Raw genomic sequence first — 14,827 nt, 5'->3', positions numbered from 1 at the left:
TTTTATTTAATAATTTCTCCTTCAATCACTTTTACGTCTGGATGATTATTACCATCATTTTTTGGCTTTTCCCCTTTGTTCACCTTACGAAAAACGACATATTGCTGCAAAACAGTAAGCAAGGTCATAATCAACCAATAAAGAGTCAAACCACCGGGTAAACTAAAACCGATTATAATCGTTATTAATGGCATGGTATATTTCATTTGCTTATTCATCGTTGCCATAACGTTTTCATCTTTAGCTCCGGCAAGTACTTTGCCATCTTTAGTTTTCGGCGGCTGTTGCACCTGAACCATGGTGGTTTGCCAATATTGAGCTAAGCCAGCCAAGACAGCCAATACCATATTTGGTTTACTAAGATCAAGAAAGCCAAAAGCAATTAGACCGATTTGCCCGGGATTAGCGATAAAAGGATAAAGCAAGACAAAACTGCCGTTGCTTAATCCATTGCGTAAAACCTGGTAAACCGCAATCAAAATCGGAAGCTGCACTAAAACCGGCAAACACGAAGAAAACGGATTTACCTTTTCGTCCTTGTAAAGCTTCATCATTTCTTGCGATAGTTTTTCCTTGTCGTCTTTATACTTCTTCTTTAGCTCGTCGAGCTTGGGTTGCAGTGCCTGCATTGATTTTTGCGCACGGATCGATTGCAATGAAAAAGGATACAAAATTAGTTTGACCACAATAGTCAATAAAATAATAGCGATACCAACGTCATGACCAGGAATAACGTTGTAAAGCCAGACTAAGATATTGAATAATGGCTGATAAATAACCATTTGATATAATGCAACCATAAAAGTTTTTTATTTTTTGATTATAATTATTATCTACTCTTTAGTTTCTGATATATCCTCGCTTTTTACTTCCACCTCTCCTTCTGCAGCAACTAACCCTGCTTCACTGTCTTTTTTATTGGCAGTATCAATCAGACCTTGCTCGATTTCTTCGGCAGTCAGTTCACGTTTCTCTCCGCCCTTCACTTCAATAATACTGATACGATAGCCAGTCAACCTGGAAGCTAAACGGACGTTTTGACCTTGTTTGCCGATGGCAAGTGACAGTTGATCAGTATCCACTGTAGCAGCCGCTTCTTTGGTTTCTTCTCTTATTTCAATACTGATAATTTTTGCCGGCAATAAAGCATTGGCAATATATTCTGACGGGTTTTCTTTCCATTCAATAATATCTATTTTTTCACCGGACAGCTCGGAAATAATAGTCTGAACTCTGGCACCGCGCTGACCGACGCAAGAACCGATCGGATCAATATTTTCTTCCTCAGTATAAACCGCTACTTTACTGCGACCACCGGCTTCGCGGGCAATGCCCTTAATCTCAATAGAACCGTTAGCGATTTCCGGAATCTCCATGGTGAAAAGTTCGCGGATGATTTCCGGACTTTTGCGAGAAACGATGATTTCCGGACCACGAGAACCAAGAGCAACAGAAATAATATAAACCTTAATACGATTGCCGATATTGTAACGTTCTCTTTCTACTTGCTCTTCCGGCGGCATAATACCGACTACTTTTCCGATATCAATCAAAACATTGCGACCTTCACGGCGTTGAACAGTACCGGCAAGCACTTGACCTTGCTTGTCTTTAAACTCATCAAAGATAGTGCTGCGTTCGGCTTCACGCAAACGCTGGATAATCACCTGCTTAGCAGTCTGAGCCGCCATACGACCGTAATCAGCCGGCACTTGCAGCTCAACACGAATCTCGTCACCGACTTTGGCATCCGGTTTTATTTCCTTGGCATCAGTAAAAGAAATATGAAGCTTAGGATTGTAACGCAGCTCACCCTCTTCACCATCTTCTAACTCTGGGGTTGCTTCACGTACTGGCGGCTCTTCGCCACGATCAATAGCTGCCTGACGTTCGGCTGCTTCGGCTTCGGCTTTTTCTTTCAGCTCGTCTTCGACAACATTTTTCACATCAAAAACCCGAGACTCTCCGTTTTCCGGATCGTACTCGACTTTGATGTTCTGATTTTTTTGACCAAAATCCTTACGGTAAGCAGCGGCGAGAGCCGCTTCGATAGTCTCGATTACCGCTTCAGGACTGAGGTTTTTTTCCTGGCAGATCTGTTGGATCGCCGCCATTATTGGAGATTGTGCCATATTTTTCTAAAAATAAATTAGTGTTTTAATTATAATTTAAATTGGTTAATTAAACAAACCGATAAAAGGTAAAGAAAAAATCACTCTCTTTATAGGAGGTGACCTTAATAATATTATTATATATCAAACGATTATTTTTGTCAAATTTGCCAAAAAACAATCAATAAAGTAATCTTAAAACAACACAATTAAAACAAGGAGGTGAATGTGCATCCTCTCTTAATCGGCGGCATTTGCGTTTTGATCACTCTCGCTATTTGGGCTGCAATAATAATCGCGGTAATAACAATGCGCCAAGCCCAGGCAAACCGCTTTGCCAGTCGGGCGAAAGAACTGGGCGTACAAATTTTTTCTCCTGGTTCAGTTTCAAAAAAATGCCACCCCGCACAAACCTTTGCTCAAGAAGCTGTTTATTACTATTTAAAAGTACATTATTCGGCAACTCTGGCAGAACTGTCTGCCTGGCTGGGCGTTAACGACCACGACGACCACCTACTCCAAGCGACTCTTGACATTATGTCCAAAAACCAAAAAATAATCACTAAAGACCATCAGGATTATCCCGATCCCTATTTACAGTCATGGCATTTTGGTCACGACTAACAATAAAAATCTAAATCGCCGTTAGTATTAATGGCGATTTTTTTCTTTTACCACCAACGCTTGACATTATTGAGTTGATATAATAAGATATAAAATCTTCAAAAAACAACTAGAAAACCTAAAATACTTAACAAAAAAACAAACGAAGAAGGGAGAGGATTGATGTTTATTGTGGTATTTGAGTACACTGCTGCAGTCGAAGGCTACGCCGGGGTTCGCACTTATGCCGCCTACGAAGATGAAGAAAATTTTAACCGGCATTATACTGACGAACGTCAGGCGCGCGAAAAGGTCGTGGCCAAGGGCGTGACCAAAGAAGAAGCATTGATTCTGACCGCCGAAACTCCGCCGAGCGCTCGAGTGGCAACGGCAGTGGCAGAATCGACCGATCAGAACGGCAACGTCAACGCGTTCATACTCCAAATAAACATGGGCAACATCGTCTTTGCCATCATGTGTGATCGCGACACTCTGCGCGAAAACGGTCGCGAACTGCCGCCACTACGCTGGCGCGATCTGTACCCCGAGAAATATCATGAGATGACTCATGTCTTTGGAGTCGACCTCGATGAGATCGTAATTCCCTAAAACCCCATCAACCAAAATCGTTCCACTGTAAAGTGGGACGGTTTTTTTATTTACAAAAAAACCTTATTTTTACTCTATCTTTACCGCTAACTAATATACTGATCAGTCCCACCCGCCATTCTTCAATATCAAGACTTCGAAAAAAAATGTAGTCACCGATGGTTTCTTCTATCTTTTTTTGCTTGCGCCAATCAAAAGCTTCTTCGGGCTGGCCAAACTTTTCCGTGGTTCTGGTTTTTACTTCAATAAAATAAAAAATGTCGTCTTTACGCGCAACAATATCTATCTCGCCGTTGCGGGAATGAAAATTGCGCTCGACCATAAGATAACCGCGACGAAACAGAAAATCACAAGCAATTCCCTCCCCCCAACGACCGACGATTAGCTTATGGCGCGAGGCACGCAGCGCGCGGTCGACCATGAACTTCTTATTCATATCAGAAATCCTAACAGAACCTAGATTAAATATTTCTAAACTCTCCCCCGGCAGCGTGCCTCGTGCCATTCGCCTCGTGCCATCCAAAAAACCCACCTTTCGGCGGGCCTTTATTAAAACGCTTTGTATATAACTTCAGACTATTTCTTCCTTCTCGGAGGCAAGTATTTAAGCTTAGCTTCTTTTTCTTTTTCAGCTGCGACTATTTTTGGTGCTTCAAAAAATCCAAACTGACCCACAAATCCCGCCCAGATACATGCGACTAAAACCCAAACAATCAACCAAAATCGTGAAGATAAATAAGGCACTTGCTGCCAAAATAAAAATAAAATTATAAAACCAAAAATACCCATAGTGGTAAGCAAGCTTTTAATTTTACGGAAGATACGAAAAACTGCTTTATTACCACGCTTTGACCGGGAAACGAAATAAAGAATCACTGCCGTAACCAAACAAAGACCAAAAACAACCAATAAAAATTTGGTTATCGGACCAGCTAAAGCGCCCGGCTGACGGGCAAACCAAAAATTAAAAGTGAGTAAACCGCTCCAATCAATCATAAATAATTTTATTTATTTTTTATAAACAACAAACCAAAATGATAACTGCTTGGATTAAATTCTTTTTCCAACGTTAGACTAAATTTTTTACAAAACTGTAAAATACCTTGCTTATTAACCAAAGCATCTACTTGCGGACCAAAAGGGTTTTTTTCTCCCAACCAATCAATTACCGCTAAACGCCCTCCGGGTCGCAGAATACGAATTGCTTCGGTTAAAATTTCTTCGCGTTTTTTATTTTGAAATAAAACATTAAATAAAAAAGATAAATCGACACTGACATCGGCAATGCCGGTTGATTTGATGATTTCCAGGTTAGCCCAAATCGTTTCGATATTTGTCAAACCATCAATCCGAGCACGATTACGAATACCTTCCAAAACGATTTGTCTCACGTCTATCGCATAAATCAAACCGTTTTTACCCACTACTTTTGCCGCGGCAAAAGTAAAATAACCCAGAGCGCCACAACCCATATCAGCGATACGATCACCGGGTTTTACCCCTATTTCTTGCAACACCTTTTCTGATTTAATAAATTGTTTACCGCCACTAACTTCTTCCATATGCCCCTATTTTATCATAAAAATTTTACTAAAGATAGAAAGTATTATCCCCTGAATAAGACCAGTCATGGTTAAAATACCAACTAAAATAATAACCAAACCGATTAATTTATAAAATAATCTGCTGCCGCCTTCCGTACCCAAGGTTTTTTCTGCCCAAGCGTTTGCGCCAAAATTTTGGTAAAGCCACTCCGCCTTCCAAACCATTATCCCGCCTAAAACTATCGCCAAAAAACCGATGATAACTTTTGCCATATTTTTTATTTTATTTTTATTCTATAACCGTCGCTAGTATCTTCGATAATAAATCCAAGATCGAGAGCTTCTTTTCTCAGCTCGTCTGCCGCAGCATAATCTTTTTGCGCTCGCGCCTCTTCTCTTTTTATCAAAATTTCATGCAACTGCGGATTGTTTATTTTTTGACTGAGCAAAAAAACATGCTTGCTATAAAAAGAATTAACAAAGCCTAACACGCTGTCGAGCTTGTCGATAAAATCTTTCGCCAGTTCAGCATCACCTACCGTCATCTGATTAATAATTTTATTGACCTCGTTGATAAATTCATAAACCGCGGCAAGTGCCAAGCTGACGTTAAGATCGTCATCCATAGCCGCAATAAATTTTTCGTCGCAACTACCAATTATTTTTTTCAGTTCTTTTTTTACCCCGCCATCATTATTACCACCATCTTTAATTGTATCCAAAATAGTTAAAAGATTAATAAATTTTTCGACAATGCTTTTTGCCTCGTCAAAATCGGAAAAACTAAAATTTAATGTTTGACGATAATGGGTTTTGAGCAAAATAAACCGCAAAAGCAATGGATCATACCCTTTTTCTTTTAAATCTTTTAGGGTATAAAAGTTACCTAATGATTTCGCCATTTTTTGACCATCAACGGTCAAATGGGCATTATGCAACCAATAATTAACAAATTTTTTACCGGTTGCCGCCTCTGATTGAGCAATCTCATTGGTATGATGTGGGAAAATTAAATCAACACCACCGCAGTGAATATCAAAACTTTCACCTAAATTTTTCATTGACATTGCTGAACATTCGATATGCCAGCCCGGTCGTCCTTTACCGATACGCGTCTGCCAATAAACCTCTCCATCTTCCGGCTGCCAGGCTTTCCACAAAACAAAATCATTGACCTGCTCTTTTTCATATTCATCTTTGTCATTTAACCGACCAGAGGCGTTACTTTTAAGAATTTGCTTGTCTAGCTGCGCTAGCTCACCATAATTTTTGAATTGAGAAATTTTGTAATAAACAGAATCGCCGGAACGATAAGTGTAACCATTTTTTGTTAATTTTTCCACCAAATCAACGATTTCCGACATATGATCCGTTGCTTTTGGCATAACATCTGGCAACAAAATATTCATCACTTGTAAATCATCAATAAAGGCTTGTAGATAAAAATCGGTAAACTCTTTTAACGTTTTACCGCTTTTCTGACTGTCACGAATTGTTTTGTCATCAACATCGGTAATATTCATGACATGTTCAACTTTATACCCGCGATAACGCAAATATCTTTTCAGTAAATCAACAAAAACATAAGCGCGAATATTGCCCAAATGGACATAGTTATAAACGGTCGGACCGCAGCTATATATTTTGACACTATCCTTTTCCAATGGTTTGAACTTTTCAATTCTTCTGCCAAGGGTATTATAAAACGATATTTCGCTCATAAACATTTTCTAAAAATACTTTTATTACTACCTTAAGATTATCCAATTTTCAACAAAAAATCAAATGCGCTCTTGCGCCAAAACCGTTCTAAACAAAAACCCCGCCATTTGACGGAGCACCCAATATTACTATAAAACAATATAGAATCTAAATCCATTACCCGCTGCTTATAAAATAAAACACACCAACTTCACCTTAACGCCAATATGATTTTGAGGATATCTGAATTTATCATCAAAAAAGTTAAATGGTGGGCAACAAGGGATTCGAACCCCTGACCCTCTCGGTGTAAACGAGATGCTCTAACCAACTGAGCTAGTTGCCCAAAAAAATATTTTTCAATGCGCGGGAGAGGACTCGAACCTCCAAGCCTTGCGGCGCTACCACCTCAAGGTAGTGCGTCTACCAATTTCGCCACCCGCGCACAAAAGCAGACGGACAGCGCCGCCTGCAAAAGATCATTCTACCGAAATTGCTTGTACCGGACAAACATCAACTGCCTCTTGTACCTTATCCTTATGCGCTTCCAGATCAGCTCCTGTTTTTATCTCGGCTTTACCATTGGCACTAAGCTCGAATACTTCTGGACAAACGCTGACGCAGCTACCGCAGCCAATGCATTTGTCTTTGTCAACTAAAACTTTCATGTTTTTATTTTTTAGCTGTCCGTTTTTTTTAACAAAACAACCGGACAATATTTTTTAATCTCCCTAATTAACGTTGCGGGAGTAATATCTGATTTTATGAAATAATTTTCCGCACCCGCTGCTTTGGCTTCTTTCATATCACCTTCCTGAGCTGAGTTAGAAAAAACAAGCACCGGTATATTAGCAGTCTTTGAATTTTTTTTCAAGACCTTGATTGTCTCTAGACCATGCAATGCCGGCATAACCATATCTAATAAAATAATGTCATAAATTCCTTTTTCCGCCGCTTTCAGACCCCAGGCACCGTTTTTAGCCACCTCTACAATCACCCCTTCTTTTTCCAAACGTAGTTTATACATATCAATTATTGCCTCGTTGTCTTCTATCATTAACAACCGAACGCCCTTACAGCTTTGCACGCCCAACTCATCTTTTTTATCACCACTGACAATATTTTTATTTTCCTTTGTAATTGCCGACGATTGAATTCCAAGTTTTTCTTGCAAACGTAAAACCAAAGCGCTGGGAGTAAGGCTGGATTTAATAATATAACTTTCGGCTCCCAAGTCCATGCCGCGTTTTATTTCTTCGTCCTGACCCATATTAGTCAAAAAAAACACTCTCAAGTTTTTTGTCTTATTGTCGGATTTTAATTTTTCCAAAACTTCATAGCCGTCCATCTCCGGCATAACAATATCAAGCAAAATTAAATCCGGCTGTTCTTTTTTGGCAATCTCAATTCCCTGTTTACCGCGACTGGCGGTAAAAATCTGATAACCTTCTTTTTCAAGACGCAACCGATACATATCGGACAATGATTCTTCGTCTTCGATAATGAGAATTTTTGACATAGTATTTACCTTATTTATCCTAATTATAGCAAAGCTATGACAAAAATAAACCCCCAAAAGTCTTGGACTCTTGGGGGTATTTAGTGATGTGTGGATTGCTTTGGTTTAGCTTCCTTTCTTGTCATGGGTTGAAATTTAACCGTTACTTCCATTTAAACCACCCACCGTTTGCCGATCCACCCTGGACTTGCCACTTGGAGATATCGAACCAATGTTGTACATTGACCCGATCAAGAATGTAGAAAGTGCCTTGGGAGAAGGTAGACGGTAGGTTGAAGGTATTGCCTGCCGACAGATTAAAGTCTTGTCGATCGTAGACACCTCTGCCGTCGACAAAGAAAAATATCTGTATCGCACGAGAAGGGTCAATAGGATCAAAGATTCCTTCGATATTTCCCGTGGAACCGACGTTGTAAGTTACTTTCACTTGCGTGGAAGTGAAAGTAATTTTGGGTACGCTCAAGTTGTTAGACGGGATAATCTGGGAAAAATTCAACCAACCATTTTCATTGACGGCGCCGTTAATCTGCCAAGCCCAGGCGTTAAACCAGTTCTGACTGTTATTGGCGTTAACCAGGTAGAAAGCAGCTTTTTTGTAACGGCTGTCTACCGGCAAACGAATCAGGTTACCGTTGTTTAAATCGATGTTTTGGGTATCGTAAATACCGTAGCCATCGATAAATACAACGAGCTTTTGAGGACTGGGAGGAACGCCGTAAAAGCCGGGGATACTGGAACCTTGACCATAAATGACTTTGGCATAGGCCTTGGCACCATCATAGAAAAACCACACCGAAGTCTTCGGCAGACGGAGCGAAGACAATTCTTCGAGAGAAACATCGTCGAAGTAAACTTCACCTATTTTTTGACCAGAGGAAAACCGTATAGTGGTATCACTGGCGGTCTTGGTGGCAAAAAGATAGGTAGAGTATTCCAACCATTGATTGGTAATACTCAGTTGGTTTTCGTTGGAACGCGGTTCAACCAGATAGGTACGGCAAGAATCATTGAAGTTGAGCGAGAACTTGTCTGCCAGAGCGACGCCGACGTTACGCGTACTTTCCGTTCTGCCCGACCGCATAGCCCCGACGAGCAAGTAGTTTTTGTTAACGGTGGTTTGCAGAGTGAATTGCACGCCATAAAAAGCTTGGGCGTAGTAAGGAGACTTGTCCACACGAAGCGGTTCTTTGACATTGAGGTAAAAGACACAGTTGTCATCACCCAAAGTGTCGTCACCGCTGGCACAAATCATACCGGCGCCAGCGCGGCCATCGCATGAGGCGCTGCCCCAGTTGTATGACTCGCACAGATCAAAACTACCGTTGAGTAGCAAGTCGAGGTAGTATGATTCAAAATATGGATCATACAACAATACATCCATAGGGTAGTCGCACGGTAGGATAGGGCGACCACCGCCGGAATATTGATCGTCAGAAGTAGGAATCGACGCGATCTGGATTCGGTTAGAGATAACGTCAATCTCGCCATCCAACCCATCGTTGAAATAAAAATTGATGATATCCGGATATCCGCTATCCCAAGTCAACGTACCGCCATCAAATTCCTGAACAAACAAACCGTCGTTCGAATATTCATTGTTCAACGGCGCACCGAGTCTTCCTTGATACTGCGGCTGATAGTTAAGCCACTTGTACGCACCCCAAAAACCTTCTTTGACCAAATAGGCGTCCCGAGCTTCGAAGTTGAAAATCAACGCCGTATCACCCTCGCCATAACGAGGGGCGATTTCCTTGTAGAAATCTTGGAGATACACACCGAACCATTCGTGGACGTAAGCCGTACCACCGTTGTCTCTTGGAGTACCAAGAGAGGAGTAACCACCTTCACGATAGTAAGCCGACTCAATGAATGGAGAGACGGTTCCGTCCCAACCGGAGGCGGTGTAACCGACCGGTGAAGGGAAAATGAACCCCAAGAGACCACCATAAGAGCCGCGATTAACTTCTCTTGTTTTTACGCAGTTCCAAGAATTGTAACCCATTTCTGAGACCTGAAATTGGTCATCACTATAAACCCGTTCCACGTATGCGACGTGACCATAGTTAACACCACCAACCACGCTATTAAAGACAGCTATACTGCCAACAGCTGGGATATTCCCCGTAGGAATATTATGACTTCTGGCTTGCGCCAACCAATCAATAGCATTTCCAGTACATTTGCCAACAACTTCAGGCCTCTTGTAGGCAGCCCACCAAGTACAATTACCATGATCACCTTGATGCCCAAGAGCAGTATGAGTGGTACACATGAAAGGATTGTTCGGCGAATGATATGTGCAACAATCGCTGTCTCCAGCAAAAGATGCCGAACAAAGCCACAACAAACTTACAACCAAAAGCGTCACCATTATCACCTTTTTCATCTTACACCTCGATTCTTATTGTGTTTTGTCAAAGAACCATTCTTTGAACTATTTCAAGGATACAACATTGATTATTAAAAAATTCTAAACTATTTTCAGATAACCATTAAAGTTATAACAAAAAAATACCTAAATTTAGGTACTCTCTATAAAACCCTTATACCTACAACCATCCGATAAGAAGTTATCCACAAAAAATAAATCCATCTATCGTAATCTCATAGTACCTAGAACCTTTTCCGCTATAGGCATTTCCGAGATGTCAGCAAAATCTCTCTCATATTCAATATCGCTATTATCTTCAAAAGCCAATTCTGCTCTAAAAACATAGTGGTCGAATTCAATATTGTCATATGGAAGAAACGAAAAATTTTCACGAGAGTAGTAAACTTCTTTAATTTTATTATCAGATACAAAATAGTTAACCCGAGCCATTACCGGACCAAATTTTACTTCTCTATTAGCAAAAATAAAATCACCACTACTAAAGCCCGTTCTAGTGTTCAAATTATTCTGATGGTTATCTTTTGCAAAGAAAAATGACAATATGAACCTTCCTCTCAAAAATCTAAATGAAACATATCTAACGTCAATATTGGCCTCGCTAACAATAGATCTTCCGCTATTAACAACCACATCTTTTGGATACCTAAACTCAAACCCATATTCATTATTACGATAGATATTCCAACAAGCCGTATCTAGTTCATCGGTACAGTCGGTCTTCTCTGGTGGGATGATCTCGTAGGATTTATCTTCGGTAGGTTGGTTGGTATTAGCGACTTCGTTAACTACTGGCTGATTAACCGATGGTTGAGACTTACCCTTGGTGTACCAAAAAACCCCGATAGCACCTGCTGTCAGGATAAGTATGGATAATACGAGATAAATTGTAATAAACTTTTTAAACATATTTATATGGTCCGAAGTCCAAAATCTATAACAGACAACCCCAACATCCTGGTTCCCAGCTCCCAGCTCCTCGTTCTTAGCTTCTACTATAATACATCAATTCTAAAATATTTCTAAACTTTTTCCCGCTACCTCTCCGCCTTACGTCCTGCTTATCAAAAAACCCCCATAAAAACGGGGGCTAAATAAAAACGAATTTAAAAAAATACACCTAGCTTTTTTTTATTGGTATAGTTATGCAAAAAGCACTGCCAAGATCCTTGCCCTTACTTTCCGCCCAAATCTTACCGCCATGCGCTTCAAGCATTTGTTTGGCGACATAAAGACCCAGACCTACACCTTCAGTGTGCACTTTAGACATGCCCTGCCCGCGAGAAAACTTCTGGAAAAGATTTGGCAAATCCACCGGATCAATACCCATGCCGGTGTCAATTACTTTTAGCACCAAATTTCTTCCTTCCTGATAAACACTGACACGTATTCCGCCTTTGGTTGTATATTTGATTGCGTTGTCCACCATATTCATCAGCACCTGTCGCAATTTATCTGTATCCATTTTTACTTTGGGTAGCGGTTTATCCGGTTTATCCAGCTTGAGATAAAGTTTTTTATTCTTGGCGTTGTTGGCAAGTTCATCCACTACCGATGCCGCCAGATCGTCCAGACCATAGTCAGCCATATTATATTGTATTCTGCCGGACTCAATACGAGAAATATTGAGCAGGTCTTCGACCAGATTTATCAAACGTTGATTGCTTTCATACACTTTATGCAACGACTCCACTGCCTGATCAGTCAACTGACCGAAAGAACCCTCCAGCATCATCGAGATATAGCCCTTAATCACGGTCAGTGGTGTACGCAGTTGGTGCGAAGCAATAGAGATAAATTCGGATTTGGTTTCGTCGAGTTTTTTTAACCTTGTATTTGCTAAACGCAATTCTCTGGTTGCTTTTTCCACTTCTTTAGTAAGTGTGACATTAAAGTTTTTTGCCGCTTCATACATCAAAGAATTTTCAATCGCCACGGCAGCTTGAGACGCGCCAATTTCCAAAAGACGAATGTCTTCAGCTGTATAAACGTCACCGGATTTTTTGGCACCCAAAAAAGTTATACCGATTATGTTTTCCTTGGAAATCAACGGTAAAAATACCTCGCTAGCCGTAGCTTCCAGCGTACTGATCAACTTTTTTATTTTGTCAGTTTCCGCCAAATACCCTGTTTCCACCTTACGCCTCAACTCCTGCAAAACAATAACGTTTTTATCAACCTTAAAATAGGCAACCAAAGGATCTTTTGCGTCAAAATTCAACTTTTTTGCTACTTCGGGAGAAAAACCACTCTTATATGCTAGGATATAACCACCCTTTTTTTTATCAAGTAAGGATGTAGCCGCACTAATTGGGTGTAAAGTTTTATCAATTATACTATTCACCGAGCTAAATAAATGTTTTAGCTCCAAAGAGCTAGCCAAAACATCGGCTAATTCGGCCACTACCGACTGTGGATCATATTCTTCCTTAAAAAGAAACCTCTTTGTTACATTCTGGACAAATAGCTTTAATGGCTGAAAACCAACAACCACAAAAATCGAAACAATCAGAGAAATTACTAGCCGTGACTGTGTGCCAAAAGCATTTTCAAAAAGTCTACTAAACAAAAAGGCTAAAGATGAATAGATGCAAGCCAAAAAAACAACCAAGGCTGTAAAAATGGTTGATTTTCTCACCACTAGTCTTATGTCCATTAAACGATATCTTACTATTGCGTAAGCAAATATTATCAAAAAGGCTAAAATAAAAATAAAGCCCACTGGATAAAAACCATAACCATAATTAACTATAAAATCAGATGCCGACAAAACATAAAATAATAAAGCTAGGAGAACATACTTTATTTGATAATAACCATAGGATCCAATTGTTTTTTTATCCCTCAAATACAACAAGGAAAAATAAAAAACCCTACTAGCTAAAGTAGCAAGAAAAAACAAATAAACTATGTGAAAGAAACCTGCCTTTGGATAAAAACCCCAATGATAAATATAGAAACCTTTGACAAAAAAATCTGTAAACCAAATGGCTGCTTCAAAGGCTATGGTTATCAAATAAGAAAAATATAATAAGAATTTATCCACTCTTTTATTGCTTTTTAAAAGAAAAACAAAAAAATGAAAAAATATTACTGGTATTAATACTATCCCGCTATAACCAATTTTAACAATAAAATTTACTATATCAGTAGAGTATGACGCTGTATTAAAATTGAACAAAACAAACCAACTAAACTGCCACCAAAAAGTGACGAAACATAAAAAAAGAAAAGATATATTTATTTTAGATTTATTATTTTTTAAAAATACAAAAATGCCCAACAATATAAAGCAAATTGAGCTAAAAAGTGGAGGTATCGAATACGGAGATAATGCGGTCATATTCTCCTGTATTTTAACATATCTAAAATATAAAAAAAACCGGAAGCAATTACTCCTTGCCCCGGTTATTCAATTGTTATGATATTGCCAGAATCAACGCGGAAGGAATTTCTGCTAATTCTCCATTAGAATTAGCATAAACTATCTCCATAACGCCATCGGCATGAACATCTCCCGTGGTGTGGTTGGTGAATTCGACAAAAATAGTTATGGTCGAACTATTACTATCGACCACTCTAATTTTCACCAATACTTCGTCTGCAAAATAAAACGGTTTCTTATAGACATAAGAAGTCCTCCTTGCAAACAAAGTCGATATACCAAAATCAGTCCTACCTTCCCCAAAACGTTTGGCATCTTGACGAAAATCTGACCATTTTTTCACGAACATCATTTCCGCCGCCTTACTTAATAATACGGGATATTGGGTGTGAGTAAGCGTTCCTTCGGCGTTTGTGAGATGAAAGGTTATTGTTTCTTTGAGTTCAAAGACAACATTATGATCGCCATTAACTTCTTTAGTTGTCTCAAAAAGATCTTTTTTCTCAGTAGGCACACAAACGGAAAGTAGAATCTCACGAATATCCTCTGGCAACCTCCGTGGTCGACCGTCCAAACTGGCATAAACAATACTCATGGTTCCAGTCGCACAAACTTCTTGATTAACAGAATTAATGAATTCCGCAAAAAGAGTGAACGACAAATGATTGACCGATGACACATTTAAACTAACAATTACCTCGTCGTCTACAAAAAACGGCTTTATCATCCTGTAAACCGCCTTATGAGTCAACAAAGTAAAACCATTATCTGTATTTTTTTGTCTTGATATCATAAGAGCTGCGTTTTCCTTAAATCCCGGCCAAAGTTCAACAGCCATAAGCTCCCTTGCCTTACCCATTAATATGGCGTAAGAAGAATGGGCCATCCAGCCATTAGACGTGGCCAGACTTTCCGTCACCGTCTCCCTTATCTCAAAAAGGTTCATCTGCGTGCCTCCTTTTTTAA

15 protein-coding genes and 2 tRNA genes are annotated in these 14,827 nt (G+C 39.7%); 2 read left to right on the top strand and 15 right to left on the bottom strand.

Annotation, left to right across the window (positions count from 1 at the left end):
- Window positions 1-2: 2 nt before the first annotated feature.
- Both WC310_00470 and nusA read right to left on the bottom strand, forming a co-directional pair.
- Entirely contained in the window at window positions 3-800 is a 798-nt protein-coding gene (locus WC310_00470; protein MFA5358280.1) for a YidC/Oxa1 family membrane protein insertase, read from the bottom strand.
- A 33-nt stretch (window positions 801-833) separates the two neighbouring features.
- Window positions 834-2,132 carry a transcription termination factor NusA gene (gene nusA, locus WC310_00465; GenBank protein MFA5358279.1) on the bottom strand — a complete coding sequence of 433 codons (1,299 nt, stop codon included), beginning with the start codon at window positions 2,130-2,132 and terminating at the stop codon, window positions 834-836.
- Between the two features lie 207 nt (window positions 2,133-2,339).
- Between nusA and WC310_00460 the strand changes: the two genes are divergently transcribed.
- Window positions 2,340-2,735: a hypothetical protein gene (locus WC310_00460; GenBank protein MFA5358278.1), complete on the top strand. Its 396-nt coding sequence runs from the start codon at window positions 2,340-2,342 to the stop codon at window positions 2,733-2,735.
- A gap of 162 nt (window positions 2,736-2,897) precedes the next feature.
- Entirely contained in the window at window positions 2,898-3,323 is a 426-nt protein-coding gene (locus WC310_00455) for a hypothetical protein (GenBank protein MFA5358277.1), read from the top strand.
- A 46-nt stretch (window positions 3,324-3,369) separates the two neighbouring features.
- Here WC310_00455 and WC310_00450 read toward each other — a convergent pair whose 3' ends face one another.
- The 13 genes from WC310_00450 to WC310_00390 all read right to left on the bottom strand — a co-directional run bounded on the left by WC310_00450 (window position 3,370) and on the right by WC310_00390 (window position 14,807).
- Complete coding sequence (locus WC310_00450) at window positions 3,370-3,759, bottom strand: YraN family protein (GenBank protein MFA5358276.1); 390 nt, start codon at window positions 3,757-3,759, stop codon at window positions 3,370-3,372.
- Window positions 3,760-3,899: 140 nt separating this feature from the next.
- Entirely contained in the window at window positions 3,900-4,319 is a 420-nt protein-coding gene (locus WC310_00445; protein ID MFA5358275.1) for a hypothetical protein, read from the bottom strand.
- A gap of 8 nt (window positions 4,320-4,327) precedes the next feature.
- A complete protein-coding gene (locus tag WC310_00440) occupies window positions 4,328-4,885 on the bottom strand; it encodes a methyltransferase domain-containing protein (GenBank protein ID MFA5358274.1) in 558 nt (185 codons plus the stop codon).
- 6 nt (window positions 4,886-4,891) lie between these two features.
- Window positions 4,892-5,140, bottom strand: coding sequence for a hypothetical protein (locus WC310_00435; protein MFA5358273.1), 249 nt, complete (start codon window positions 5,138-5,140; stop codon window positions 4,892-4,894).
- 5 nt (window positions 5,141-5,145) lie between these two features.
- Window positions 5,146-6,588 (bottom strand): cysteine--tRNA ligase, encoded by a 1,443-nt coding sequence (gene cysS, locus WC310_00430; GenBank protein ID MFA5358272.1) that lies wholly within the window; start codon window positions 6,586-6,588, stop codon window positions 5,146-5,148.
- 249 nt (window positions 6,589-6,837) lie between these two features.
- Window positions 6,838-6,914, bottom strand: a tRNA-Val gene (locus tag WC310_00425).
- Window positions 6,915-6,931: 17 nt separating this feature from the next.
- A tRNA-Leu gene (locus WC310_00420) sits at window positions 6,932-7,013 on the bottom strand.
- Between the two features lie 34 nt (window positions 7,014-7,047).
- Window positions 7,048-7,236 carry a ferredoxin gene (locus WC310_00415; protein MFA5358271.1) on the bottom strand — a complete coding sequence of 63 codons (189 nt, stop codon included), beginning with the start codon at window positions 7,234-7,236 and terminating at the stop codon, window positions 7,048-7,050.
- An 11-nt stretch (window positions 7,237-7,247) separates the two neighbouring features.
- The gene (locus WC310_00410) at window positions 7,248-8,087 is read right to left on the bottom strand and encodes a response regulator (GenBank protein MFA5358270.1); all 840 of its coding nucleotides are present in this window, start codon (window positions 8,085-8,087) and stop codon (window positions 7,248-7,250) included.
- 142 nt (window positions 8,088-8,229) lie between these two features.
- A complete protein-coding gene (locus WC310_00405; protein ID MFA5358269.1) occupies window positions 8,230-10,473 on the bottom strand; it encodes a CHAP domain-containing protein in 2,244 nt (747 codons plus the stop codon).
- 207 nt (window positions 10,474-10,680) lie between these two features.
- The gene (locus WC310_00400; protein MFA5358268.1) at window positions 10,681-11,385 is read right to left on the bottom strand and encodes a hypothetical protein; all 705 of its coding nucleotides are present in this window, start codon (window positions 11,383-11,385) and stop codon (window positions 10,681-10,683) included.
- 211 nt (window positions 11,386-11,596) lie between these two features.
- Window positions 11,597-13,819 carry an ATP-binding protein gene (locus tag WC310_00395; GenBank protein MFA5358267.1) on the bottom strand — a complete coding sequence of 741 codons (2,223 nt, stop codon included), beginning with the start codon at window positions 13,817-13,819 and terminating at the stop codon, window positions 11,597-11,599.
- Between the two features lie 76 nt (window positions 13,820-13,895).
- Window positions 13,896-14,807, bottom strand: coding sequence for a thioesterase family protein (locus WC310_00390; GenBank protein MFA5358266.1), 912 nt, complete (start codon window positions 14,805-14,807; stop codon window positions 13,896-13,898).
- Window positions 14,808-14,827 lie beyond the last annotated feature (20 nt).

It is taken from the genome of Patescibacteria group bacterium (assembly GCA_041653535.1).
Lineage (GTDB): Bacteria > Patescibacteriota > Patescibacteriia > JACRDY01 > JACRDY01 > JBAZFH01.
The sequence above is the reverse complement of the archived record's forward strand: the minus strand, read 5'-3'. Positions and strand labels throughout refer to the sequence as shown.